This is a genomic window from Nocardia sp. NPDC050799 (assembly GCF_040654015.1).
GTDB lineage: Bacteria > Actinomycetota > Actinomycetes > Mycobacteriales > Mycobacteriaceae > Nocardia.
On the sequence record NZ_JBFAHF010000005.1, the window covers coordinates 20,294 to 46,059 of the forward strand.

Here is a 25,766-nt window from a genome sequence, read left to right on the forward strand (position 1 = left end):
TACAAGCGACCCGGCCGGAGCACCGTGGGATCGGTGCTCCGGCCGGGTCGGCGACGGTTTTCCACAAGGGGTCCTACTTGTCGGCCTCGGCGTTCGGCTCGGCGGCCACGCCGAGGTCGTACTCGCTCAGATCCACGGCATCGGTGCGTTCGTCCCCGATATCCAGCAGTTGCGCGACGGCGTCGGAATCACCGTGCGCGGCCCGTTCGCGCAATTCGGTCAGGTTCGGCTCGCGATGGCCGGACCGTTCGGGCTCATACATACAGCGCACCTTCCCTGGAGGTTCGGCGCCGAGCCAGCGGCTCGTACGCTCTGGTATCCGAGCTTAGGTGCGCTGCCGGATCGCCGCCGAATCCGGCGGAAGATCCCCCCGGTCAGCCGCGAGCCCTGAGCCCGGGGCCGGTGTACAACGGCAGGTCACCGGTGGTTCGGATACCCGGTTCGGCGGCCACCACGGCGGGTATGGCGTTGACCACCCGACCCACCCCGGCCAGTATCGCCGCGTAATTGTGGTCACCGTGCCGGCTGGACGGGCAGATATCCACCGCGTAAGAGGGTTCGCCGATGACCTCCACCCGGTAGGAGCCGCCGGGCTGCGCCGGCCGCGCCCAGTCCGGTCGCAGATCGTCACGCAGCCGGGTGATGTGCTCGACCACGATGGCGGGGCGGCCGGCCACCTGGCCGGTGATCTCGAAACGCAGCGCGGCCTGCGTGCCTTCGGGCACCTCGCCCACCGCGACCCGGAAGCTCTCCGGGGCGGGCTCCCGCTCGTAGGTTTCGGTGATCTCATCGATCTGCACGCCGAGCCCGGCCGCGAGCGCCCGCATCGCCGCACCCCACGCGATACCCAGCACACCCGGTTGCAGCAGCATCGGCGTCGTGTCGAGCGGCGTACCGAACCCCATGACGTCGAACATGACCGTGGAGCCGTCGTAGGTGGCGTAGTCCGCCAGTTCCAGGCAGCGCACCTGCTCGATCTGCCGGCAGGTGGAGGCCAGTGCGAACGGGATCAGGTCGTTGACGAAACCCGGATCGACTCCGTTGACGAACAGACTCGCGCCGCCTGCCGCGGCCGCCGCCTCCACCTCGGCGAAGAATCTCGCCGGCAGCGTCCCCCACGGATACATCAGCAGCCCGGGCGCGGTGCCCACGACGTTCACTCCGGCGGCGAGGATGCGGCGGATATCGGCCATCGCCTCGACCAGCCGGGTATCGCCCATGGCGCAGTACACCGCGCAGTCCGGGCGGGTGGCGAGCAGCTCGTCGAGGTCGCCGACCGCCGTGATCCCGGTACCGGCGCCCAGCCCGGCCAGTTCCCCCGCGTCGATGCCGATCTTGGCCGGGTCGGACACCCATACCCCGACCAGTTCGAACCGTGCGTCGGTGATGAGCTGGGTGAGGGCGATCCGCCCGGCGTTACCGGTGCCGATGAGGACGACGCGTTGGGCCATTGATTCTCCTAGATCCGGGATCGCGGCGGTGCACACGCTGTTCAGCCGCCGCCTGCCAACTGGGCACGGCTCTGGACCAGTGTCTAGAACGTGTTCCAGTTTCATGGTAACGTCACCGCCATGGGACGTGTAGACGGCAAAGTCGCCCTGATCAGTGGCGGCGCACGGGGCATGGGCGCCGCCCACGCGAAACTGCTCGTGGCCGAGGGCGCGCAGGTTGTCATCGGCGATGTTCTCCACGACGAGGGCAAAGCCCTGGCCGATGAGATCGGAGCCCCCGCGCGTTATGTCCCGCTGGACGTCACCGAGCCCGACCAGTGGGATACCGCCGTCGCGACGGCCGTCACCGAATTCGGCAAGCTCGACGTACTGGTGAACAATGCCGGGATCGTCAACGGCGCCCCGCTGCAGAAACTGTCCCTGGAGAAGTTCCGTGCGGTCCTCGACGTCAACCTGGTCGGCACCTTCCTGGGCATGCGCGCCGCCGTCGAACCCATGATCGCCGCCGGGGGCGGATCGATCATCAATGTCTCCTCCGTCGAAGGCCTGCGCGGCGCGCCCTTCGCACACGGCTACGTGGCATCGAAGTGGGGTGTGCGCGGGCTGGCGAAATCCGCCGCGCTGGAACTGGCCCCGCACAAGATCCGGGTCAATTCGGTCCACCCCGGTCTCATCCGCACCCCGATGACCGAGAACATCCCCGACGACCTGGTGACGATTCCGCTGGGCCGCCCGGCGGACTCGGCCGAGGTCGCCACCTTCATCCTCTTCCTGGCCAGCGACGAATCCTTCTACGCGACAGGCAGCGAATTCGTGGTGGACGGCGGGCTGGTCACCGGAGTCCCGCACAAGTAACGCCGAACCCGGTGCCACACCCGCCGCGGGCGCTCAGCTCCCGGACGGCGCGGGATGCGGCCATCCGGACATACGGTCGGCGGCCACCGGCCCACCCCGCATCACCCATACCCGGCCTTCTTCCGCCGTCTCCGCGGCAGGCTCCCGCGCACCCTCCGGACGCACCACGCCGTGCCGTATCCCGTGGGCCGTGTGCACTCCCAGCGCGAAATCGCGAGCGAATCTCACCAGACCACGCATCATCCGCCGCATACCGACCTCCACTACACAGATCTGTAAAGTCCGTCGCCCTATACGATAGGTACACAGACCTGTGAAGGCAAGGGAGGCGCGCATGACCGGCATGACGGACAGGGCAGAACCGGCACTCACGCCGGCGGCCCGCCGGATCCTGGACACCGCCGCCGAGCTGTTCTACTCGCGCGGCATCCACGCGGTCGGCGTCGATACGATCGCCGCCGAATCCGGCGTCACCAAACGCACCCTGTACGACCGCTTCGGTTCCAAGGACGGCCTGCTCGTCACCTATCTCGAAGATCGCGACCGGCGCTGGCGCGCCCGGATCGCCGACCACCTGGCCGGGCACACCGATCCGATGCGGCGGCTACTGGTGCCCTTCGACGTTCTCCCCGAATGGCTGCCCGGCAACAGCCGTGGCTGCGGCTTCATCAACGCCTTCGCCGAACTGCCCGAACCCGATCACCCGGGCCGACGGGTGATCGTCGACGAGAAGACGTGGCTACGCGACCTCTTCCGGGAGTTGGCCGCGGCGGCGGGGGCCGCGGACCCCGACCGGCTCGCGGTGCAGCTGCTGAGCCTGCACGAGGGCGCGATCATCAGCTTTTCCATCACCGGCGAGCAGACCGCCGCGGCAGCGACGCGGGCGGCCGCACTCCAGCTCGCCGAGCAGGCGACGCGAGGCGTACCCGCTCGGCGAGAAAGCGGCGGGTCAGCCGCGGACCCGGGCGAGCACCGCCTCGACCGCTGATTCGGCGGGCACGTCCTGGGTCTCTCCGGTGAACCGGTCGCGCAGCTCCACCCTGCCCTCGGCCCAGCCCCGGCCGATCACCAGCACGTAGGGCATACCGAGCAGTTCGGCGTCCTTGAACTTCACCCCGGGCGAGGCCGTGCGATCGTCGAACAGGATGTCCAGGCCCTGCGCGTTCAGTGCCGACACCACCTCCTCGGCCCCGGCCCGGGCCGCCTCGTCCTTGTTGGCGATCACCACGTGCACGTCGTACGGCGCGACCTCGGACGGCCAGCGCAGACCCTTGTCGTCGTGCTGCTGTTCGGCGATGACCGCCACCATGCGCGAGACGCCGATACCGTAGGACCCCATCACGAGCCGCACCGGTTTACCGTTCTCCCCCAGCACATCGACCTCGAAAGCGTCGGTGTACTTATAACCGAGCTGGAAGATGTGCCCGATCTCGATACCACGCGCCGAGACCAGCGGGCCACGGCCGTCGGGGGACATATCCCCGTCGCGCACCTGCGCGGCCTCGATGGTGCCGTCCGGGGTGAAATCACGGCCGGACACCAGGCCGACGACATGTTTGCCGGGCGCGTCGGCGCCGGTGATCCAGGAGGTGCCGGTGACCACCCGGGGGTCGACCAGGTAGCGGATACCGTTGGCCTGCAGCCCCTTCGGGCCGATATAACCCTTCACCAGGAAGGGGTTGGCGGCGAAATCGGCGTCGGTGAGCAGTTCCACCTCGGCCGGTTCGACCGACGCGCCGAGACGCTTGTCGTCGACCTCGCGATCGCCGGGCACGCCGATACCGATGATCTCGGTCTTTCCATCGGGATGCCGCAGTTTCACCATGACGTTCTTCAGCGTGTCCGCGGCGGTGACCGGGCGGCCGTAGCGCTCGGCGATTCCCGCACCGTTCGCCCAGTCCACCAGGGTCGCGATGGTCGGGGTGTCGGGGGTGTCGTGGACCTGCGCCTCAGGCTGCCCTTCGAGGGGCAGCGGCTCGGGCGCGGGGGTGACCACGGCCTCCACATTCGCGGCGTATCCGGATTCCCGGCACACCACATAGGTGTCCTCGCCGACCGGGCTGTCGGCCAGGAACTCCTCGGAGGCACTGCCGCCCATGGCGCCGGAGGTCGCGGCGACGATCACGTACTTCACGCCGAGCCGGTCGAAGATACGCTGGTAGGCCTCGCGGTGCGCGGTGTAGCTGGCCTTCAGCCCGTCCTCGTCGAGGTCGAAGGAGTAGGAGTCCTTCATGATGAATTCGCGGCCGCGCAGGATGCCGGCCCGGGGCCGTTCCTCGTCGCGGTACTTGGCCTGGATCTGGTACAGGGTGACCGGCAGGTCCTTGTAGGAGTTGTACTCACCCTTCACCGTGAGGGTGAACAGTTCCTCGTGGGTGGGGCCGAGCAGATAGTCGGCGCCCTTGCGGTCCTGCAGCCGGAACAGGGCGTCACCGTATTCGGTCCAGCGGTTGGTGGCCTCGTAGGGGTCGCGCGGCAGCAGCGCCGGTAGCGAGATCTCCTGCGCGCCGATGGCGTTCATCTCCTCGCGCACCACCTCCTCCACCCTGTGCAGCACCCGCAGGCCCAGCGGCAGCCACGAGTACACACCCGGCGCGATCCGGCGCACATAGCCGGCGCGCACCAGCAGCTTGTGGCTGGGCACCTCGGCGTCGGCGGGATCGTCGCGCAACGTACGGAGGAACAGTCGGGAGAGGCGGGTGATCACGGTTGCCCAGCGTAGCCCCTGTGCACCCGCCGGCCACATTCGATTACCGGTGGTGGGCGACGTGCGCTCGGCGGGCGCCGCGCCCCGGATCCGTCCCGCCGGGCCCGGCGGGCGCGCGGGGCGGCGACCGGTACCGTAACCGGTCGTGCTGGTGCTGCTCCCCCCTTCCGAAACCAAATCCGACGGCGGTTCCGGCGGCCCGCTGAATCTGTCGGCGCTGGCCTTCGACTCGCTCACCGAGGTCCGTGCGCAGCTGGTCGGTGACCTGGTCGCACTGGCCGGTGACCCGGACGCCGCCCGGGCCGCCCTCGGGCTCGGCAAGAACTCCGAGGCCGAGCTGGCCCGCAACGCCGCGGTGCGCACCTCCCCGACTCGGCCGGCGCTGGAACGCTATACCGGCGTTCTGTACGACGCGCTGGCCGCGAGTTCCTTCACCCGAACCCAGCGCGCGAAAGCGCTCGCCCGGATCGCGGTCGGCTCGGCGCTTTTCGGCGCGGTGCGGGCCGGTGATCCCATTCCCGCCTATCGGCTGTCGGGTGGCTCGAAACTCCCGGGCCGGCCCACCCTGGCCGCGGTCTGGCGTGAGCACCTGGGCCCGGCCCTGCGCGACGCGGCCGGCGACGAACTCGTGGTGGACCTCCGTTCGGGCACCTACCAGCAGCTCGGCCGGGTACCGGGCGCGGTCACCGCAACGGTGCTCACCGAGCACGCGGACGGATCCCGCACGGTGGTCAGCCACTTCAACAAGCACCACAAGGGCCTGCTGGCCCGGGCCCTGGTGCTCACCCGCGCCGAACCCGGGGATATCCGTGCGGTCGCCCGGGTCGCGAACAAAGCCGGACTGCGCACCGAGGTCGCCTCCGATACCGAGCTGGTCGTCCTCACCTGATTCGGGCCCCGGAACCTCCGACGGGCGGCTGCGGACCACGCCGCCCCGGGCCGTAGGCTCGAGCCTTGTGCCGAACACGTCAGCCGATACCGACAACCTGTCCGCCGGGGACTCGAACTACCTGGTGGGACTCGATCTGAACGGACGCCGGGTCGTCGTCGTGGGCGGGGGCAGCGTGGCACAGCGCCGGTTGGGCCTGCTCATCGCCGCCGGTGCGGTCCTCGAGGTGATCACCCGGGAGGCCACCCCCGCGGTCGAGGCGATGGCCACCGCGGGCCAGATCACGCTCACCCTGCGCGATTACGCCGACGGTGACCTCGACGGCGCCTGGTACGCCATCGCCTGCACCGACGGGCCGGAGACCAACGCCGCCGTCGTCGCCGAGGCCACCCGGCGCCGGATCTTCTGCGTCCGCGCCGATCACGCGCAGTCCGGGACGGCGGTCACCCCGGCCACCGCCCGCTACGACGGGATGACCCTGGGCGTACTGGCCGGCGGCAGGCATCGGCGCTCGGCCGCGGTCCGGACGGCGCTGCTGGAAGCGCTGCAATCGGGTGTGGTCACCGACGACGCGACCCCCATGGCCCCCGGAGTCGCCCTGGTCGGTGGCGGGCCCGGCGACCCCGATCTGATCACCGTGCGCGGCCGCCGGCTCCTGGCCCGGGCCGATCTGGTGGTGGCCGACCGCCTGGCCCCGCCGGAGTTGCTGGCCGAGCTGGGCCCGGATGTCGAAGTCGTGGACGCCGCCAAGATCCCGTACGGACGCTCGATGGCACAGGACGCGATCAACCGGGCCCTGGTGGACGGCGCCCGGGCGGGCAAATTCGTGGTCCGGCTCAAGGGCGGGGACCCGTATGTATTCGGGCGCGGCTACGAAGAACTCGAGGCCTGTGTAGACGCCGGGGTGCCGGTGACGGTGGTGCCGGGAGTCACCAGCCCGATCTCGGTGCCGGCAGCCGCGGGCATCCCGGTCACCCATCGCGGTGTCACCCATGAATTCGTGGTGGTCAGTGGCCATATTCCACCGGACCACCCGGATTCGCTGGTCGACTGGCCGGCACTGGCCCGGCTGCGCGGCACCCTTGTCCTGATGATGGCGGTGGAGCGGATCGAACAGTTCGCCGCCGTCCTGCGCGCGGGTGGCCGCCCCGCCGAGACCCCGGCGACGGTGATCCAGGAGGGCACCCTGCGTGGCCAGCGGGTATTGCGGGCCACCCTCGCCGATGTGGCCGAACGCGTCCGCGCCGAAGGGATCCGGCCGCCCGCGATCATTGTGATCGGGCCCACGGCCGGGTTCAGCGCCGCGCCGGTAGCGGCCGGCGACGGTCGGTTACAGTGACCCACTGTGCTCGATAACCCCCCAGCTATCAAATATCCGGTGACGAAACGAGCCTTCGGCCTCGCCATTCTCGTGCTCAGCGGGTTACAGCTGATGGTGGTGCTGGACGGCACCGTGGTGATCCTGGCCCTGCCGCGGCTGCAGGAGGAAATGGGCCTGTCCAGTTCGGGCAGCGCGTGGACCATCACCGCCTACGGGCTGCCGTTCGCCGGCCTGATGCTGCTCGGCGGCCGGATCGGCGATTCGTTCGGACGACGGCGCATGTTCGTCCTCGGTGTGGGCCTGTTCACGCTGGCCTCCATGCTGTGCGGGCTGGCGCAGGGCGAGCAGATGCTCATCGCCGCGCGAGCCTTCCAGGGCACCGGCGCCGCACTCGCCGCGCCCGCCGCCTTCGCGCTGGTCGCCAGCACCTTCGCCCCGGGCAAGGTCCGCAACCAGGCCTTCGCCATCTTCGGCTCGATGGTCGCGCTGGGCTCGGTCGGCGGGCTGGTGATCGGCGGGGCACTCACCGAGGCCAGCTGGCGGTGGATCTTCCTGATCAATGTGCCGATCGGCGTGCTCATCGTGATCGGCGCGCTGGTCGCGCTCCGCGATACCCACCATCAGCGGCTCACTTTGGATGTGCGCGGCGCGTTCCTCGGCACCCTGGCGTGCGCCCTGATCGTCTGGGGCGCCACCGAGGGACCGGAACTCGGCTGGGGTGACCCCCTGGTCTACGGCACCCTGATCGCGGGCGCGGTGCTGCTGCCGGTTTTCGTCTTCGCGGAACGGCACGTGGACAATCCCCTGCTGCCATGGACGCTGTTCGACAGCCGCGACCGCGTCGCCACCTTCGTGGTGATCCTGCTCGCCAGTGGCGTGCTCGGCGCCACCACCTATTTCGCCGGCCTGTTCGTACAGAACGTGGTCGGTTACAGCCCGCTGGTCGCCGGGATCTCGTTCATCCCGTTCACCGTCGGCGTCGGCCTCGGCAGCGCGGTGGCCACCCGGCTGGCCCTGCACATCGCGCCCCGGTGGCTGCTGGTCGGCGCGGCGGTGGTGCTGATGGCCGGCCTCGGCTACGGCTCGACGCTGGACGCGGACGTCGGCTACTGGTCCACCCTGCTGCCGCTGTTCTCGGTGATCGGTTTCGGCATCGGTATCGCCATGGTGCTCATTCCGCTGTGTGTGCTGGTCGGGGTGCCGCCGGACGAGATCGGCCCGCTGTCGGCGATCGGCCAGATGTTCCTGAACCTCGGGACCCCCATCGCCATCGGCGTGCTCACTCCGCTGGCCGCCTCCCGGACCCTGTCCGAGGGCGGGACCATCAAGAAACCGGCCGAGATGACGGCGGCGGAGATCACCGCACTCGGTGACGGCTACACCCTGGCCCTGCTGGTGGCCGCGATCGGCGGGCTGCTGGTGGGCCTGATCGCGCTGACCCTGCGCTACACCGCGGAAGAGGTCGCCCGGGCTCAGCACGCCCAGGACGAAGCCCAGGCGGCCTGACCCCGGCGACCCACCCGGTCACCCGGCGTCACAGCCTCCCGGTGATCTTGGTCGGGGTGATCCGCACCGCCACCCGGGGGCCGTCGTCCACCGCGGCCGGATTGAACTCAGCGTACGGCTTGCCGGTGTACTTGATCGACATCCGGTCGCCGACCAGCAGGTCGGGGTCCGGGGTGAGGGTGGCGGTACCGCGGATCTCCGCGTAGACATACGGGTTGTCCGGCGGCGCGATCAGAACCGAGATGCGCGGATCGCGGGCCAGATTCTTGCCCTGGACGCGGTCGGTCGTCGTGGAGTAGAGCAACTCGTCGCCGTCCCGGTCGATCCAGGTGACGGTCAGATGCGGGTGCCCGTCGCGGCCGATGGTGGCCACTGTCACGAACAGTTTGGCATCGTCGATGTACTGCTTGACGGTGTCGGGCAACGAGATAGCGCTCATGCACACGAGCAACCGGCTCCGGGGGGCGTTCATTCCGGCTCAGCCCGGCGGATCCGCCGCCAGCTCCGCCAGCAGCAAGGTCATCAGGCCGGACTCCTGGGTTTGCGCGGTGATCATCTCCCGGGCCACCTGTTTCACCACCCCCTCGGTGAGCAGCGCGTCGGCCACCCGGGCCATGGCGATACCACCGTCGTGATGGCGCTGCATGAGTTGCAGGAACAGGACCGCGGCAGTACGGCCCCGCGCGGCCGACAGGCTGTCGAGTTCGGCCTGCGTGGCCATCCCCGGCATCACGGCCGCCGCCGGGTCGTGGGCGGCGTGATGATCGTGGGTCCGCGCGGGCATCCAGCCCATCGGCTCCGCGCCCGCGGCCGGCGCTCCGGCCAGCCGCAACCAGCCCAGCAGGGTGCCGATCTCGGAGAGCTGGGTGTCCTCGATCTGCCGGGCCAAACCCTGCACCGCGGGGGCGACGCCGGGATCGAGTCGTTGCACCATCACCAGTGCCTGATGGTGATGGGCGGCCATATCCTGGACGAATCCGATCTCCGTGGCGGACAGCACCTCCGGTGCCGCCGGGTCGTCGACGAACAGCGGGCGCAACGCCGTCCCCAGCGCCAGGAGCAGCACCGCCGCCACCAGCACGGCGATCGCGTCGCGTAAACGCTTTATGCGGGCCCGCCCGGTCTGCCGGGCCGGGGACGATCCCGCCGCCGCGCCCCACCACCCGCGGTCGCGCCGGCACAGCGTCACGCTCATCGTGGTCCTCCCACCCGGCCGAGCGGCTCGCCCCGGCCATAGCAGGAATTATGGTCGGCCGGCCGCGCGCGGGGAGCGATTCGCGATGTTCCGGCAGACCGATGATCCGCCGAATCGGCACCGCCCGAGACTGAAACACGTTACAGTCTCCCGCACGCGGGCGGCCCGGTGACCTGTCAGCCGAGACCGGGCGGTCTCCGCGCCGAGGCCGGATGGCGTCAGGAGGACGACGATGCCCGACGATGTGAACCCCACCGAACATATGCGGCTCACCACCAGCGAACGCGATCTGGACGCGCTGGGGGGACAACTCTCGGAGTGGTTACGGGACCGGGTCGGCGCCGACGGACCGCCGGTCATCAGTGATCTGCAGCGGCCGCTGTCCGGCGGCCTGTCCAGCGCCTCGGTGCTCTTCGACGCGCACTGGAAATCCGGCGGCCGCACCGAAGGGGGCGCCTTCGTCGCGCGGATGATCCCGGAGGAAGGCGCGTTCCCGGTCTTCGAGAAATACGATCTGGAACTGCAGTACCGGGTCATCACCGAAATCGCCGCCGCCACCGATGTCCCGGTACCACGGTTGCGCTGGCTGGAAACCGGGAGCGCGGCCTGCGGTGCGCCGTTCTTCGTGATGGACCGGGTACCCGGCCGCATCCCGGGGGACAATCCGCCCTACGTGTTCGCGGGCTGGCTCTACGACGCGACCACCGCCGAGCGGGCCGAACTCACCCGCAACACCCTCGATGTCCTGGCCCGGATCCACGCGCTGCCCGAACCGGCACGACGGTTCCCCGAACTCGACGGGCCGGGCACGGCGCTACGCCGCCATATCGAAGCGGACCGGGCCTGGTACCACTGGGCGCTGGCCGGCGACGGCTACGAGATCCCGCTCATCGAAAGCGCTTTCGACTGGCTGGACCGCAACTTTCCCGACGATCCCGGTCCCGATGTGCTGAGCTGGGGTGATGCCCGGCCCGGTAATATCATCTACGAGGGGTTCGCCCCGGTCGCCGTATTGGACTGGGAGATGGCCACACTGGGCCCGCGCGAACTCGATCTGGCCTGGATGATCTTCCTGCACCGCTTCTTCCAGGACATCGCCACCGGATTCGGCTTCCCCGGCCTTCCCGATTTCCTGCGCCGCGACGAGGTCGTCGCGCACTACCAGAAGGTCAGCGGACACACCGTCACAGACCTGGACTTCTACCTCACCTATGCCGCGCTGCGGCACGCGATCGTCATGGCCCGGATCAAACGCCGGATGATCCATATGGGCGAGGACACCGCCCCGGCGGAGCGTGACGACTACATCATGCACCGCGCCACCCTGGAAGCCCTGCTCGACGGCACCTACGGATGGGACTGAGATGAGCGAAACCACCGCCCACACCCCGGCCACCGCCCCGGGGGCCCTGGACGAGTACCCGATCCACCAGGCACCGCTGCCCATCGCCCGGGCCGCGACCAGCGACCGGAACTTCTACGACCGCAGCTATTTCAACGCGCACAACCGCGACGGCGCGATCATGCTGGTGACCGGATTCGGGGTCTACCCGAATCTCGGTGTCGCCGACGCCTACGCCGCGGTACGCCGCGGCGACGAGATCACCTCCGTGCGGTTCTCCGACGCACGCGGCGACCGGAGTCTGGATATGGCGGTCGGCGGTTACCGGATCGAAGTGGTCGAACCGCTGCGCCGCATCCGGGTGGTGTGCGAACACGAGGACCTGGGCCTCGACCTCACCTGGACCGGCGCCTTCCCCGCCGTGCAGGAGCAGCCGCACGTCATGCTGGCCGGCAACCGTCCGACCCTCGACGCCTCCCGCTTCGCCCAGGTCGGTTCGTGGGCGGGCACGCTCGCGATCGGCGGCGAGGACATCACCGTGGACCCGGCGATCTGGACCGGCACCCGGGACCGCTCCTGGGGTATCCGCCCCGTCGGTGAGGCCGAACCGCCGGGCCGGGCCGCCGCCGAAGGTGCCGGTGGGTTCTGGTGGCTGTACGTGCCGCTGCGATTCGACGATTTCGCGGTAGTGGTGATCATCCAGGAAAGCCCCGACGGCTACCGCACCCTCAACGATGCGGTCCGGGTGTTCCCGGACGGATCGGTGGAACAATTGGGCTGGCCGCGGATCACCATCGACTACCGGTCGGGAAGCCGCCATCCCGAGAGCGCGAGCCTGGAACTGCGGACTCCCGACGGGAAACCGCTGACCATCGATATCCGCACCGTCACCGGGATACCGCTGCACATCGGCTGCGGTTACGGCGGCGACCCGGACTGGCAGCACGGGCAGTGGAAGGGCCGCGACTGGTCGTGGGCCAACAGCTACGACCTCACCGATCCGGCGATCGCCGGGCGGATGCCGTGGGGCGTCACCGACCACATCGCGCACGCCCGCTGCGGGGACGCCGAGGGCTGGGGACTGTTCGAACACGCGAGCGTCGGCCGGCACGACCCCACCGGTTTCGCGGATCTGCTGTCGGTGGCGCCCTAGCGTCAGAGGTCGACGACGACCGGCACGCGTGGTCGAAGCGCTCTCCCTCCGGCAGACCGGCGGTGCGCCGGCCCGGTCTAATCGTGCGCGGCGGTCGCGGCGACCACGATGCCCCCGACCACCCGCCGCGGCACGAGCAACGGCCCGGTGCCGACCAGCAGCGCGGCGGCCTCGGCCACACCGGGGATACCCAGCGCGGCGACTACCCGCTCCGATGGGTTCGGCACCGGCACCCGCGCCAGCCGCTCGGTGGAATAGCCGAACAGTGGCACGCCCAGTACGGCGGCAGCGTCGCGAGGCCCCGGCTCCCCGGCCCGGCGATCCAGGGTCGCGAGGCAGGCTATCCGCTGCCCGGGGAAGGCCTGTACCAGTACCGCGAGAATTTGCTCGGCGGACGGATCCGGGCGCAGGCCGAGACCGACCGCGAGTTCTTCACGGCAGGGTGCCGGGGCGGCTCCGGACCGCCGGTCTCCGCCGATCACCGTGCGCGCGCCGCGGGGCGGGTGCGCTGATGGGCGCGTGCGGCGGCGACGAACCGGCGCACGGCGTCCGGGTTTCCGGCCGGGTGGGTGTGCAGGTAGGACGCGTGCACCCGGTGCACGACCGCACCCTCGCGCCACTGCTCCCCGGCGGTACGCCACCCCCAGGCAGGCGGGGCACCGCCGGATTCCACCAGCCGGGTCCGATGGAATTCGTGGCCGCGTACCCGCTCACCGGTCCGCCACAGCGCGGAATCGGCCAGCGCCACCGCGTCTCGGTATCCCAGGGTCAGGCGGGGTCCGAACTCGGCGACCGCGTCGATCAGGCCCGCCATCGGATGACCGTCCAGGGATCGGGTGAGGTACAGCAGCCCGGCACATTCGGCGTGGACGGGCAGCCCCGCCCGGGCTCGCTCCGCCACCGCGGCGCGCAGTCCGGTATTGGCCGCCAGCGTTCCCGCGTGCTCCTCCGGGAATCCGCCCGGCAACACCAGGCCCGCGGCCTCGCCCGGCAGGGTGTCGTGCAGCGGGTCGATCACGACGACCCGGGCGCCCGCGGCGGTGAGCAGTTCCCGATGTTCGGCATAGCCGAAGGTGAAGGCGGGTCCACCGGCTACCGCGATCACCGGATCCGGCCCGTGCGGCAGCGCGACGTCGTCCGCGAGTTCCCGGTCCGCGTCCCAGCTCGGCCCGGACTCCGGCGCCGCGGCCAGCGCCACGACCGCGGCGAGATCGATATGACGCGTGGCCAGATCGGTCATCGCGTCCACCGCGCGCCGCGCCGCGAGGCCGTGTTCCACCGCCGGGATGAGGCCCAGATGCCGGGACGGGACCTCGAGTTCGGCCAGCCGGGGCAGCGCGCCGAGCACGGGCAGGCCCACCCGGTCGCAGGCGGCGCGCAGCACCTGCTCGTGCCGCGCACTACCGACCCGGTTGAGCACCACCCCGCCCAGCCGCACACCGGAGTCGAAGGTGGCGAACCCGTGCAGCAGTGCGGCCAGGCTCTGGCTGTGCCCGCGCGCGTCCACGACCAGGACCACCGGTAGGCCCAGCAGGCTCGCCACCTGGGCGGTGGAGCCTTCCGCGACGGGGTCGGCGGCCTGTTCGTCGATCCGTCCGTCGAACAGACCCATCACCCCTTCCACCACCGCGATATCGCAGTCGCGGGCACCGTGGCGATAGAGCGGGGCGATCCGGTCGTGCCCGACCAGCACCGGATCCAGGTTACGACCGGGGCGTCCGGCGGCGAGGCCGTGATAGCCGGGATCGATGTAGTCGGGCCCCACCTTGAAGGGGGCCACCCGGCGGCCCGCACCGCGCAGCGCACCGATGAGACCGGTGGCGACAGTGGTCTTCCCGCTGCCGGAGGCCGGCGCGGCGAGCACTATCCCCGGGGCGGCGCTCATCGCCCGGCATTCCCGGTCGAGCGGGACCGGCGGCCCGCGCACCGGATCCCGGCACCCCGGGACCGGCTCACCATTCGATACCCCGTTGCCCCTTGCGTCCCGCGTCCATGGGGTGGCGCACCTTGGTCATTTCGGTCACCAGGTCCGCCGCCTCCACCAGTTCCGGCGGCGCGTCCCGGCCGGTGATGACGACATGCTGGTTGCCCGGACGCGCGCGCAGGGTGTCGACGACCTCGGCCACATCCACCCACCCCCATTTCAGCGGGTAGGTGAATTCGTCGAGCACATAGAACCGGTGCTCCTCGGCACGCAGTCGCCGCGCGATCTCCTGCCAGCCGGCCAGCGCCGCGGCCGCGTGATCGGTTTCGGTGCCCTGTTTACGAGTCCACGACCAGCCCTCGCCCATCTTGTGCCACTGCACCGGCCCGCCCACACCGGTCTCGCCGTGCAGCCGGCCGAGCTCGCGGAAAGCCGCTTCCTCCCCCACCTTCCACTTGGCGCTCTTGACGAACTGGAACACCGCCACATCGAAACCCTGGTTCCAGGCGCGCAACGCCATCCCGAAGGCGGCGGTGGACTTACCTTTGCCCGGACCGGTGTGCACGGCGAGAACCGGCTGATTACGGCGCTGCCGGGTGGTCAGCCCGTCGTCGGGTACATGCTCGGGCACCCCTTGGGGCATGAGTTCTCCTGATCTGGTTCGGATTTCGTGCTCGTCCGGTACGGGCCGGAACCGGGCTCACGCGGCGCGCGCGCCGCCGGAGGCGCCCGCGCGGACCACCTCGGCCACCGAGGCACCGGTCAATTCGCCGAGCCGGACGGCCGTACCGCCCAGCGCGGCCGCCAGTTCGGCGGCCAGTCCCAGCCGGACCATGCCGCGTTCGCAGTCGACGACAACGGAGGTGACACCGTCGCGGGCGAGCCGGTCGGCCGCCGCGCGGGCCCGCGGCACCGGATCGGTTCCGCCGGTGGCGCGGCCGTCGGTGAGCAACACCAGCATCGGCCGGCGCTGCGGGTCGCGGACGCGTTCCCGGTAGACCACCTCGCGTGCGGTGTGCAACCCCGCGGCCAGCGGAGTCTTCCCGCCGGTACGCAACCCGGTCAGGCGGCGGACGGCGATATCGATCGAGGAGGTGGGCGGTAGTACCAGTTCGGCCTCGCTGCCGCGGACCGAGATCACCGCGACCTTGTCGCGCCGCTGATAGGCATCGCGCAGCAAAGTCACCACCGCGCCGGTCACCGCGGACAGCCGGTCGCGGGCGGCCATGGAACCGGAGGTGTCGACCACGAAGAGCACCAGGTTGCCCTCGCGGCCCTCGCGGTACGCCCCGCGCAGATCGCCGGGCGCGAGCACCAGTGGCCCGGTGCGCCGGCCACGCGCCCGCTGATGCGGCGCCGCGGCCCGCAGGGTGCCCAGTAGATGCAGGCCGCCGGTGGGCTCGGGAGTCGAGTTCACCACGCGGCCCTGCCGGGTCTGCGCGCGGGACCGCCGGCCGGGCGCTCCTTCGCCCACACCCGGCACCTCCCAGCGCGGCGGCCGGACCGGTGCCGCGACCGGCGCGCTCGTCTGCCCGGCCCCGCCGGCGCCATCCGGGTTGCCGGAGTTCTCGCTCGTCTCGGTGTCCGCACCGGGTGCCTCGGCGCCGCCACCGGGACCGTCCGGGTCGTCGTCGGGATCGGCGGGGCCCCGAGACCCCTGCGCCTCGTCGTCGGCCGGTGCGTTTTGCTGATCGCCGGCCTGCTCGGCCGCGTCGCGCATGGCGTCGTCGAGCTGTTCGGGGGTGATCCCGGGTTCGTCGAACGGGTCCCGCCGCCGCCGGTGCGGCAGCGCCAGTTCGGCGGCGACGCGCACATCGTCGGCGGTGACACTGCCGCGCCCGCACCAGGCGGCATGGGCGGCGGCGGTGCGGGCCACCACCAGATCCGCCCGCATACCGTCGACGTCGAAGGAGGCGCAGACCGCGGCGATACGCCGCAGTTCCACATCGTCGAGCGCGACCTCGGGCAGCCGGTCGCGCGCGGTGAGGACACGGTCGGCGATCTCGGCGTCCGCGGCGGCGTAGGCGGCCGCGAAACCGTTCGGATCGGCCTCGTAATCGAGGCGGCGGCGGACCACGACCATCCGGACGTCCACGTCCCGGGAGGCGATCACATCCACGGTCAGGCCGAATCGGTCGAGCAGCTGCGGCCGCAGCTCGCCTTCCTCCGGGTTCATGGTGCCGACCAGGACGAACCGGGCCGGATGGGAATGCGAGACACCGTCGCGTTCGATGTGCACCCGGCCCATGGCCGCGGCGTCCAGCAGCACATCCACCAGGTGGTCGTGCAGCAGGTTGACCTCGTCCACGTACAGCACACCGTGATGGGCGGCGGCGAGCAGTCCGGGCCGGAACGCCTGTTCGCCGTCGCGCAGGACCCGCTCCAGATCGAGCGAGCCCACGACCCGGTCCTCGGTGGCGCCGACCGGGAGTTCCACCAGTCGCGCCGGGCGGGCGCCCGATTCGTCTACCACCGGCGGTAGCAGCCGCGCCAGCGCCCGCACCACCGTGGACTTCGCGGTTCCCTTCTCGCCGCGCACGAGTACGCCACCGATACCGGGATGCACAGCGCACAGGATCAGCGCCAGTTGCAACCGCTCCTGTCCGACCACCGCGGAGAACGGGAACCCGGCCTCACCGCCATCCGCGGCGGAGACGATCGGTCGGGATGCGGGCCGGGCGGTTTCGGTGGAGGACACGGCCCCACTCTAAAACGTGCTGTCGCCCGGCCCGGCCCTCCCCTGCCCGAGACGGGCGGAAGGGCCCGGGGTGGCTATCCCTTGCGCATCGGTACGTGCGCGACGCCGTCCTCGATGAACTCCGGGCCGTCGACCTCGAAACCGTGTTTGGTGTAGAGATCGATCAGGTAGGTCTGCGCGTTGAGCCGGACGGTGTGCGATCCGGTCTCGGCCAGGGCGGCCTGCAGCAGCCGGGTGGTGTATCCGTGCCCGCGGGCCTCGACCGCGGTACACAACCGCCCGATCCGGAAGGATTTGACGCCGTCCTCGTGCTCTTCGAGCAGGCGCAGGGTGGCGATGACCTCGCCCTCGTCGTCGAGCCACAGATGCCGGGTCTCCGGCAGCAGGTCCTGTCCGTCCAGCTCCGGGTACGCGCATTTCTGCTCGACCACGAACACTTCGACCCGCAGCTTCAGCAACTCGTACAGGGTGGGGGTATCGAGATCCTGCGCCCATGACCGCCGGAGTGCAACCGTTGACATCATCGCGCCTTGCTATCACACCTCGGCGCGAGATGCACGCGAATGCCCCGGGCGCACCGTGGCGCGCGGCCGCGACACGGCACGGCCCGCGAGGTTCCACCCCGCGGGCCGTCGCGCGCGATTTTGCCCGGATCAGACCCCGGCGGCGACCCCGGCGCGTGTATCGGACCGGGTGAGCTGCAGAGCCTTACCCGTCCAGTCCCACACCTCGCCGAAGAGGCGCTGGTTCTCCGACAGTTTCACACCCAGCGACGGGACCATTTCCTCCAGTTTGGGCGTCCACTGCTCGTACTCGGCCGGGAAGCAGCGTTCCAGGACGTCCAGCATGGCGGTGACACAGGTGGAGGCGCCGGGCGAGGCGCCCAGCAGGCCGGCGATGGAACCGTCCTGCGCCGCGATGACGGCGGTACCCAGTTCCAGGACACCGCCGATGCCCTTACGGCGGATCACCTGGACTCGCTGGCCGGCCGTGATGAGTTCCCAGTCCCGGCCCTCGGCGCGCGGGAGGAACTCCTCCATGGTGTACACCCGGCCGGATTGCGATTTCATCAACTCGGTGATCAGGTATTTGACCAGGCTCAACTCGGTGACGCCGACGCCGAGCATCGGTGCCAGGTTGCCGGGTTTGATCGATTTGAACAGGTCGGCATTGCTGCCGTCCTTGAGGAACTTGGGGGTCCAGCCGGCATAGGGGCCGAACAGCAGGCCGGGCCTGCCCTTGATGACGCGGGTGTCCAGATGCGGCACCGACATCGGCGGCGCACCGACCGCCGCCTTGCCGTAGACCTTGGCTCCGTGCTTTGCGATCAGTTCGGGATTGGTACACCGCAGGAACTGACCCGAGACCGGGAATCCCGCGAAACCGCGGATCTCCTTGATTCCCGCCTTCTGCAGCAGCGGAAGCGCCCCGCCGCCGGCCCCGACGAAGACGAACTTGCTGATCAGCGTGCGAGTGCGCCCGGTCCGGGTGTTGCGCACCGTGACCTTCCAGCTGCCGTCCTTCTGCTTGGACAGGTTACGAACCTCGTTACCGAAGCCGATCTCCCCGCCGCTGGCACCGATATGGGCGAGCAGTTCCTTGGTGAGCGAACCGAAATCGATATCGGTGCCCCCGTCCGACCAGTTGAGGGCGATGGGGTCGGAGAAATCGCGGCCGCGGGCCATCAGCGGTAGCCGGCGGGCGAACTCGTCGGGGCTGTCGATGTACTCCATCCCGGCGAACAGTGGGTGCCGGGAGAGCGCCTCGTACCGCCTGCGCAGGTACTCCACATCGGCGGCGCCGTGCACGAAACTCACGTGCGGGATGGGGTTGATGAAGCGGGAGGGATCGCTCAGGATCCCGTTCTCCACCGCGTAGGCCCAGAACTGGCGGGAGACCTGGAACCGCTCGTTGATATCGACAGCCTTGCTGATATCGACCGAACCGTCCGGCCTCTGCGGGCTGTAATTGAGCTCACACAGGGCCGAATGCCCGGTACCGGCGTTGTTCCACGGATCACTGCTCTCGGCCGCGGCGGCGTCCAGCCGTTCGAACACCGAGATCGACCAGTCCGGCTGCAACTGACGCAGCAGCGCGCCGAGCGTGGCGCTCATGATGCCGGCACCGATGAGGACTACATCGGTCTTTTCAGTCTGGGCAGCGTTCGGCACGGGTGTTCGACTTCCTTGTCCTGATGCGCGGGGCGCACATCCGTGGGATGCGGCCCGCTGGGGCACGGGCTCTTGTGCAGTTGTGTACGGGTCGCGATGGTGAGCCTTCCGGGCTCGGCCGAATGTAGGTTACCCGTCGTTCACTATTGCTAATTGTGCACCTCGACACGCCCGGAATCCGCAGCCAGGGCGGCGATTGTGACGTAGATTCCTCCTCCTCGTCACCTTCGGGCCTGCCATTGCTACTCATCGGTCGCCTAGATTGGAGGCCGTGACGAACGATTCCGCGGCCGGTATCGGCGCCCTCGGCCGGACCGCCGATTGGCAGCCGGATGTCCTCGGTGACGGGTACGAATACCGCACCCTGGAACTCGGGCCCGATCCCGACGGCGAGGGGGATATCGTCGCCACCCTGGTCCGGCATCTGCCCGCGGCCGATGCGGTGGCCACCGCCGACGCGGTGCTGTACGTGCACGGCTTCACCGACTATTTCTTCCACCGGCACGTCGCCGAGCACTTCGCCGCCCGCGGACACCGGTTCTACGCACTGGACCTGCGCAAATGTGGCCGATCACTACAAACCGGCCAGACCCCCCACTTCATCAGCGACCTCGCCCTCTACGACCGGGAACTCGACGATTCGCTGCGGCTGATCGCCGCCGAGACCGAGGCGAACGTGCTGGTGGTGGCGCATTCGACCGGCGGCCTGGTGACCTCGCTGTGGCTGGACCGGCGGCAACGCGCCGGGGGCACGGCGGCCGCCGGTATCAGCGGGCTGGTGCTGAACAGCCCGTGGTTCGACCTGCAGGGCCCGGCCTATGTGCGCACCGTGGGTACCCAACTCATCAACACGGTGGGCCGTTTCCGGGCGAAGTCGGCGCTGCCGCTGGGCAAATCCAGCGCCTACGGCGACAGCCTGCACCACAGCCTGGCCGGGGAATGGGACTATGACCTGGACTGGAAGCCGCGGCACGGTTTCCCGGTGCGGGCCGGGTGGTTGCGCGCGATCCGGCTGGGTCAGGCGCGGCTGCACCGCGGCCTGGACATCGGGGTGCCCGCGCTGCTGCTGCGATCCAAGCTCACCGAATTCGCCCGCGCATACGGGCCCGCGGTGGATGTCGCGGACGCGGTCCTGGACGTCGCGCAGATCCAGCGCTGGGCGGGCTGTCTGGGCGGCCGTACCAATATCGTCCCGATCGACGGAGCCCGCCACGATGTGTTCCTGTCCGCCGAGGGCCCACGGACCGAGGCCTTCCGGGAACTGGACAACTGGCTCGACTGGCTGGCCGCTCGGCCGGCCTGAGTCACCACATACTGGTCCGCAGCACGATCTCGGTCGCGAACTGCTGATCGGCTTCGGTGGCGACATTGTCGACGTCGACGCCCACCACCCGGAACTCGCCGTACACGTGGCGGCCGGAGCTATCGGCCACCGGACGCGGCAGCCGTTTGGTCACCAGCACGGTGGTGGGCAGTTCTACCGCCGGACAGCGGGCGTCGAGCACCGCCCCGTCCTCGTCGGGTACGGCCGGATGCCCGCGATCGGCGACCACCAGGCTCACGAAGCGGCCGAAACCCTTCGCGCAGACTTCCCAGGCCACGCTGGCGCCGGTGCCCCGGCCGGCCACATTGGCCCAGGGCACGCCGATCTCGTCGAGGGCCGCGTACACCCCGGCGGTGTCGAGTCCCGCGGCCGTTTCGAACACGATGGTCCGCAGATCGGAACTGTGCAGCCGTGCGCACACCCGGTCGTAGACGTCCGGGGGATCACCGGAATCGGGGAGCAGCAGCACGCTGTGCTGGGTCACCGGCCCGTCCACCCGCACCGTCCAGTCCCGGTCACCGACCGCGATGCGCCGAGATTCCATGCCGGTTGACGCTACACCGCCCACCCCCACCGTGGGGTCGACCGGGTCGACCGCGCCGAGATCGTGACGCCGGATCCGCCGCCGCGATCAGCCCGCGCCCGACAGCGCTTCCAGCGTCGACCCGACACTCGGCAGCCCGGCGGGGACGCCCTCGGCGAGGAGCCGATCCAGCCCGGCGACGTCGAGATGCGCGGACACCAGATCGGCGAGCAGGTCCAGTTGCGCGGCTCGCACCGCCGCCACCCGGGTCCCGGGAGCCACCGTGAACCCGGCGCGGCCGGCACACCGGGCGACCTCGGTGAGCCAGCCCCGCCGGAATTCGTCGGATTCCAGGAGCCCGTGCAGATGGGTGCCCCAGACCGCGCCCCGTGCCCCGCCCTCCGGGACGCGCTCCCCGATCACCGGGCCGGCGCCATCCGCCGCCTCCGCCCAGCCGGTGACGTACAGCCACGGCTGCTCGGCGGTACGCCGGACCCGGCCGTGATGGATCTCGTATCCGGCCGCGGTCGTATCCCCTGCCGCACCCCGCGCACCGGCCGCGGTCGTCCGGCGCAGCACCTTCTGCCTGCCGAATTCGATATCCATATCGAGCAGTCCCAGCCCGGCCACCTCCCCCGTGCCCGATTCCACGGTGTCCACGATCCGGCGGCCCAGCATCTGGTAACCCCCGCAGATGCCGAGGATCGGCCCGCCCGCCGCGGCCCGGCGGGTCAGCGCCTCGGCGATACCGGTGCGCCGCAGCCAGGCCAGATCGTCCACCGTGGCCTTGCTCCCGGGCAGGACGACCAGGTCCGCGTCCACCAGCGCCGACGGGTCACTCACCCAGCGCACCGTGACGCCGGGCTCGCAGGCCAGCGCCTCCACATCGGTCGAATTCGATATCCGCGGCAAGCGCACGGCGGCGACGGTGAGCCATTCGCTGCCGATCGGGGCGATGGGGCGGCCCACCGCGGCACCGGCGACGGTCCCCAGCGAATCCTCGGCGTCGATCCACAGCTCGTCGCAGTACGGCAGCACGCCTAGCGTCGGGCGTCCGGTGCGCGCGGTCAGCTGGTCCAGGCCCGGCCGCAGCAGTTCCACATCGCCGCGGAACTTGTTGATCACGAATCCGGCGATCAGCCGTTGATCCTCGGGTTCCAGTACCGCGAGCGTGCCGAAGAGATGCGCCAGCACCCCACCCCGGTCGATATCGCCGACCACGAGCACCGGGAGCTCCGCGGCCCGGGCCAGACCCATATTCGCCAGATCGGTGGCGCGCAGGTTGATCTCGGCGGGCGAGCCCGCCCCCTCACAGATCACCACATCGAACTCCGCGCGCAGCGCGGCGAGTTCGGCGGCCACCACCTCGCGTAACCGGGTGCGATGGGTGAAATAGTCCGCGGCCCCTACCGTGTCCACCACCCGGCCGCGCACCACCAGCTGGGAACGCCGGTCGCTGCCGGGTTTCAGCAGGATCGGATTGAACCGCACGCTCGGTTCCAGCCCGCACGCCCGGGCCTGCAGTGCCTGGGCCCGGCCGATCTCCCCACCGTCCAGGGTGACCACGGAGTTGTTCGACATGTTCTGCGCCTTGAACGGCGCCACCCGTACACCACGCCGCCGCAGCATCCGGCAGATACCGGCGACCACCACGCTCTTGCCCGCGTCGGAGGTCGTCCCCGCGATCAGCAGCGCCCCACCGGGCCGGCTCACGGCAGAGTAAGGATTTCGGCGCCGGTCTCGGTGACCACCAGGGTGTGCTCGAACTGGGCCGTCCACTTGCGGTCCTTGGTGACCACGGTCCAGCCGTCGTCCCAGATCTCGTAGTCGATACCGCCCAGGTTGATCATGGGTTCGATGGTGAACGTCATTCCCGGTTCGATCACCGATTCGACCGCGGGCTGGTCGTAGTGCAGGATCACCAGGCCACTGTGGAAGGTCGGCCCGACCCCGTGCCCGGTGAAATCCCGGACGACGCCGTAGCCGAAACGGTTCGCGTAGGACTCGATCACCCGGCCGATCACGTTCAGCGCCCGCCCGGGACGCACCGCCTTGATGGCCCGCGCGGTCGCTTCTTCGGTGCGCTCGACCAGCAGTTTCACCTCTTCCTCGACCTCACCGGCGAGAAAGGTGGCGTTGGTGTCGCCGTGCACACCGTGGATATAGGCGGTGACATCGATATTCACGATGTCACCGTCGCGGACCACGGTGCTGTCGGGGATACCGTGGCAGATCACCTCGTTGAGCGAGGTGCAGCACGATTTCGGAAAGCCCTTGTACCCGAGCGTCGAGGGGTAGGCCCCGTGATCGCACATGTACTCATGGGCGATTCGGTCGAGTTCGTCGGTGGTGACACCCGGGGCGACCGCCTTACCCGCCTCGGCCAGCGCCCGGGCGGCGATCTGCCCGGCGATCCGCATCTTCTCGATGGTCTCGGGGGTCTGTACCCAGGGTTCGGAACCCTCCTCGGCCGTTTTCTTCCAGACGTACTCCGGCCGTTCGATCCCACGCGGGACCTCACGGATCGGAGTGGGGGTTCCGGGAAGCAGCGGCTGGCGAGTACGCACGGACATGCGTTCCAGAGTAGTCGGCGCAGGCCGGGCGGTCGCCGGGAACGGTCCCGGACGGTGCCGCCCGACCCGCGCCGGCTCCGCCTCAGCGGATGCGGCCGCCCGTACGGACCTCGAACGCGACCCGGTCACCCCGATAGAGGGCGGCGACCCGTTCGATCGGACGGCCCTGGGTGTCCATCCCGCGGCGCACCACCCGGATCAGCGGGACCGCGGGCCGGCAGCCGAGCAGACCGGCTTCCCGGGGCGCGGCGAGCACGGTCTCGATACGTTCGGTGGCGCCGCCGTATTCGACACCGGAACTGCCGATCGTCGCCGACAGCGAGGCGAGCGGATCGAAACCCGCGCGCAGCCAGCCGAAACGGTCCAGCGAGAGATCGATACGTTCCAGCGCGATCGGTTCGCCGTCGGCGTGCAGCAACCGTTCCAGCGTCATGATCGGGGTGTGCAGCGGAAGTTCCAGGTCCCGGGCGATCTCGGCGTCGGCCTCGGTATCCTCCCAGGAGAGCAGGCTGCGCACCACCCCGGATCCGTCCTCGACGGTGGGTTCGGGCGCCAGCGGCCGCACCACCTTCGGGCGGGCGAGCACGGTCCCGCGGCCCTGTCTGCGGATGCGGCCCTCCACCGCGAGATCCCGCAGGGCGTGCCGAACGGTTTCCCGGGCGACTCCGAAACGTCCGGCCAGTTCCCGCTCGGCGGGCACCCGGTCGCCGGGACGTAGCTCGCCGAGCATCGTGTCCAGTTCGGCCCGGACCCGGTATACCTTCGACAGAGCGGCGATTCCCGGCACCGCGGCTGCCTCTGTGTCGAGGTCTTCGCGCGCCGTGACGGCGTCTACGACCCCTTCGGTCTGCCTCATGGCAGAAACTACCTCCAATTGGCCTGTACCGATGCGGTAACCGGGCATTCGCCCTACGGTTCCCTCAGGTCTAGGCCATTCGACAATCTGCGGTCTTTCGCGTGCCCAACTCAGAGGTTCGACGACGTCCAGCGAACTGAACGTGGCGGTGATCCGACGAACCCTTACTGCACCGGCAGCCGCCGGCGCCCACCCGCTACCTCGGCGATCAAATCCGTGTAACCGTCGACCAGTTCGGCCAGGTGGTACCAGTGCCGGTGCGTCCGGTCGCTCCGCACCCCGTCGGCCTCGATCGCCTGATTCGCGGCCACCCAACTGAACGCCATCCGGTCGATCACCGCGCCGAGGCTTTCGGTGTGCAGCGAGGCGCCGTTGCGGTGCTGCGGCATCCTACGGGTGATCCAGTCGTTGATGTCGTCCACGAGTTCTGTTCTACGACAGTCGATTTCCGCTATCTGCGCCATATCTCTAACCTGCGCGCGACGCTTGTGCAGTTCGACCAGTGCGTGCGCGAAGCGCAACAGCACACGCTCCTGGATCCGCCGCCCTTGAAAGGCGCACAGCAGTTGTGGCGCAGTCGGCAGGGTTCCCAGAGTGAGTGCGCTCATCCGCACCCCTCGAACTCACCCGGCACCATCACACTCTGTACCAACATGATCGGCTCTCGATTCGGTAATCCCGGACATCGGATCGTTGTTCACAACAAGGCTAGCTGGATCATGCTCTTACATATGCAAGAACACAAGACTTCGGTACGCAATGTTGCGAACAGCGTCGTGCGCGAGCCTAACGATCCCTTCCGCGGAACCTGGAAGCGGTCCCACCGAAAATGCGTATCCGCCAAGATCCTTCCCGTCGGCGGTCCGAATCCCCGCCGCCGCGAACCATACCCGGCACACACCCCGGACCAGGCACGACACCTCGTTATGCGACCACATCGCAACCGTGCCGAGATCTGGGCGCGGCACGCACCGGCAACCATACCGACCCCTATGGTCCTGTGACACAACGACCCCCGGCCACACCACCCGCCGTCACGGGGCCTTCTTCGCGGCGCCGGCTCCCGGCCGGTCCGAAACCCACGGCGGCCATCCGGCCTTGCACCCGGGAAGCACGATCAAACGCTCGGCACCGTTTGCCAACTGTTTGCCATCTCGTCCGGATGCCCTGGCTCGTGGACCATTCGCCGAGGCGAGGAGAACCGCGGACACCCGGCCACGACGGCCGGTCACCGTCGCGCCCGCGCTGTGCGGTATGGATTCTGCGGACAGTCGCCGA

Annotated in this window: 24 protein-coding genes; 8 read left to right on the forward strand and 16 right to left on the reverse strand. The window is 69.9% G+C overall.

The annotated features are described in order from the left end of the window. Positions 1–73: 73 nt before the first annotated feature. The gene (locus AB0H42_RS07085) at positions 74–262 is read right to left on the reverse strand and encodes a hypothetical protein (protein ID WP_357051071.1); all 189 of its coding nucleotides are present in this window, start codon (positions 260–262) and stop codon (positions 74–76) included. 112 nt (positions 263–374) lie between these two features. Further along, a complete protein-coding gene (locus AB0H42_RS07090; protein ID WP_357051074.1) occupies positions 375–1,451 on the reverse strand; it encodes a diacylglycerol kinase in 1,077 nt (358 codons plus the stop codon). 120 nt (positions 1,452–1,571) lie between these two features. Here AB0H42_RS07090 and AB0H42_RS07095 point away from each other — a divergent pair, with 120 nt between their 5' ends. Together AB0H42_RS07095 and AB0H42_RS07100 are read left to right on the forward strand one after the other, a co-directional pair. Beyond that, positions 1,572–2,306 carry a glucose 1-dehydrogenase gene (locus tag AB0H42_RS07095; RefSeq protein ID WP_357051077.1) on the forward strand — a complete coding sequence of 245 codons (735 nt, stop codon included), beginning with the start codon at positions 1,572–1,574 and terminating at the stop codon, positions 2,304–2,306. A gap of 334 nt (positions 2,307–2,640) precedes the next feature. Beyond that, positions 2,641–3,294 (forward strand): helix-turn-helix domain-containing protein, encoded by a 654-nt coding sequence (locus AB0H42_RS07100; RefSeq protein ID WP_357051080.1) that lies wholly within the window; start codon positions 2,641–2,643, stop codon positions 3,292–3,294. Here AB0H42_RS07100 and AB0H42_RS07105 read toward each other — a convergent pair. Beyond that, positions 3,256–5,013 carry a proline--tRNA ligase gene (locus tag AB0H42_RS07105; RefSeq protein ID WP_357051083.1) on the reverse strand — a complete coding sequence of 586 codons (1,758 nt, stop codon included), beginning with the start codon at positions 5,011–5,013 and terminating at the stop codon, positions 3,256–3,258. The genes AB0H42_RS07100 and AB0H42_RS07105 overlap by 39 nt on opposite strands. A 145-nt stretch (positions 5,014–5,158) precedes the next feature. On the opposite strand from AB0H42_RS07105, the gene yaaA reads away from it, so the two are divergent. The 3 genes from yaaA to AB0H42_RS07120 all read left to right on the forward strand — a co-directional run bounded on the left by yaaA (position 5,159) and on the right by AB0H42_RS07120 (position 8,729). Next, positions 5,159–5,902: a peroxide stress protein YaaA gene (gene yaaA, locus AB0H42_RS07110; protein WP_357051086.1), complete on the forward strand. Its 744-nt coding sequence runs from the start codon at positions 5,159–5,161 to the stop codon at positions 5,900–5,902. Positions 5,903–5,969: 67 nt separating this feature from the next. After that, a complete protein-coding gene (cobA, locus tag AB0H42_RS07115; RefSeq protein ID WP_357051089.1) occupies positions 5,970–7,241 on the forward strand; it encodes a uroporphyrinogen-III C-methyltransferase in 1,272 nt (423 codons plus the stop codon). Between the two features lie 39 nt (positions 7,242–7,280). Beyond that, on the forward strand, positions 7,281–8,729 hold the full coding sequence (locus tag AB0H42_RS07120; RefSeq protein ID WP_357051092.1) for an MFS transporter: 1,449 nt from the start codon (positions 7,281–7,283) through the stop codon (positions 8,727–8,729). Between the two features lie 28 nt (positions 8,730–8,757). Here the strand turns inward: AB0H42_RS07120 and AB0H42_RS07125 are convergent, their stop codons facing one another. Together AB0H42_RS07125 and AB0H42_RS07130 are read right to left on the reverse strand one after the other, a co-directional pair. After that, positions 8,758–9,168 (reverse strand): PPOX class F420-dependent oxidoreductase, encoded by a 411-nt coding sequence (locus AB0H42_RS07125; protein WP_357051094.1) that lies wholly within the window; start codon positions 9,166–9,168, stop codon positions 8,758–8,760. A gap of 39 nt (positions 9,169–9,207) precedes the next feature. After that, positions 9,208–9,924, reverse strand: a complete 717-nt coding sequence (locus AB0H42_RS07130; RefSeq protein WP_357051097.1) for a DUF305 domain-containing protein — start codon at positions 9,922–9,924, stop codon at positions 9,208–9,210. A gap of 232 nt (positions 9,925–10,156) precedes the next feature. On the opposite strand from AB0H42_RS07130, the gene AB0H42_RS07135 reads away from it, so the two are divergent. Together AB0H42_RS07135 and AB0H42_RS07140 are read left to right on the forward strand one after the other, a co-directional pair. After that, a complete protein-coding gene (locus tag AB0H42_RS07135; protein WP_357051100.1) occupies positions 10,157–11,287 on the forward strand; it encodes a phosphotransferase family protein in 1,131 nt (376 codons plus the stop codon). A 1-nt stretch (position 11,288) separates the two neighbouring features. Then, complete coding sequence (locus AB0H42_RS07140; protein WP_357051103.1) at positions 11,289–12,419, forward strand: hypothetical protein; 1,131 nt, start codon at positions 11,289–11,291, stop codon at positions 12,417–12,419. A 77-nt stretch (positions 12,420–12,496) separates the two neighbouring features. Here the strand turns inward: AB0H42_RS07140 and AB0H42_RS07145 are convergent, their stop codons facing one another. From AB0H42_RS07145 to mqo, 6 genes are all read right to left on the reverse strand, one after another. Continuing rightward, the gene (locus AB0H42_RS07145; RefSeq protein WP_357051106.1) at positions 12,497–12,901 is read right to left on the reverse strand and encodes a cobalamin biosynthesis protein; all 405 of its coding nucleotides are present in this window, start codon (positions 12,899–12,901) and stop codon (positions 12,497–12,499) included. Then, on the reverse strand, positions 12,898–14,304 hold the full coding sequence (locus AB0H42_RS07150) for a cobyrinate a,c-diamide synthase (protein WP_357051108.1): 1,407 nt from the start codon (positions 14,302–14,304) through the stop codon (positions 12,898–12,900). Before AB0H42_RS07150 ends, AB0H42_RS07145 begins: the two co-directional genes overlap by 4 nt. A gap of 67 nt (positions 14,305–14,371) precedes the next feature. Beyond that, the gene (cobO, locus tag AB0H42_RS07155; RefSeq protein ID WP_357051111.1) at positions 14,372–14,986 is read right to left on the reverse strand and encodes a cob(I)yrinic acid a,c-diamide adenosyltransferase; all 615 of its coding nucleotides are present in this window, start codon (positions 14,984–14,986) and stop codon (positions 14,372–14,374) included. Positions 14,987–15,043: 57 nt separating this feature from the next. After that, entirely contained in the window at positions 15,044–17,002 is a 1,959-nt protein-coding gene (locus AB0H42_RS07160; protein WP_357051665.1) for a VWA domain-containing protein, read from the reverse strand. Positions 17,003–17,115: 113 nt separating this feature from the next. Further along, entirely contained in the window at positions 17,116–17,565 is a 450-nt protein-coding gene (locus AB0H42_RS07165; RefSeq protein WP_357051114.1) for a GNAT family N-acetyltransferase, read from the reverse strand. 129 nt (positions 17,566–17,694) lie between these two features. Then, positions 17,695–19,212: a malate dehydrogenase (quinone) gene (gene mqo, locus AB0H42_RS07170; protein ID WP_357051117.1), complete on the reverse strand. Its 1,518-nt coding sequence runs from the start codon at positions 19,210–19,212 to the stop codon at positions 17,695–17,697. A 271-nt stretch (positions 19,213–19,483) separates the two neighbouring features. Between mqo and AB0H42_RS07175 the strand changes: the two genes are divergently transcribed. Then, entirely contained in the window at positions 19,484–20,515 is a 1,032-nt protein-coding gene (locus AB0H42_RS07175; RefSeq protein WP_357051120.1) for an alpha/beta hydrolase, read from the forward strand. A gap of 1 nt (position 20,516) precedes the next feature. Here AB0H42_RS07175 and AB0H42_RS07180 read toward each other — a convergent pair whose 3' ends face one another. The 5 genes from AB0H42_RS07180 to AB0H42_RS07200 form a co-directional block, all read right to left on the reverse strand. Then, entirely contained in the window at positions 20,517–21,080 is a 564-nt protein-coding gene (locus AB0H42_RS07180) for an alpha/beta hydrolase (RefSeq protein WP_357051123.1), read from the reverse strand. An 87-nt stretch (positions 21,081–21,167) separates the two neighbouring features. Continuing rightward, positions 21,168–22,772 (reverse strand): cobyric acid synthase, encoded by a 1,605-nt coding sequence (locus AB0H42_RS07185; protein WP_357051126.1) that lies wholly within the window; start codon positions 22,770–22,772, stop codon positions 21,168–21,170. After that, on the reverse strand, positions 22,769–23,632 hold the full coding sequence (gene map / locus AB0H42_RS07190; RefSeq protein ID WP_357051129.1) for a type I methionyl aminopeptidase: 864 nt from the start codon (positions 23,630–23,632) through the stop codon (positions 22,769–22,771). The genes AB0H42_RS07185 and map overlap by 4 nt, the downstream gene beginning before the upstream one ends. A gap of 82 nt (positions 23,633–23,714) precedes the next feature. Next, the gene (locus AB0H42_RS07195) at positions 23,715–24,362 is read right to left on the reverse strand and encodes a GntR family transcriptional regulator (RefSeq protein WP_357051668.1); all 648 of its coding nucleotides are present in this window, start codon (positions 24,360–24,362) and stop codon (positions 23,715–23,717) included. 290 nt (positions 24,363–24,652) lie between these two features. Next, complete coding sequence (locus AB0H42_RS07200; protein ID WP_039825863.1) at positions 24,653–25,012, reverse strand: DUF4254 domain-containing protein; 360 nt, start codon at positions 25,010–25,012, stop codon at positions 24,653–24,655. Positions 25,013–25,766: the final 754 nt, after the last annotated feature.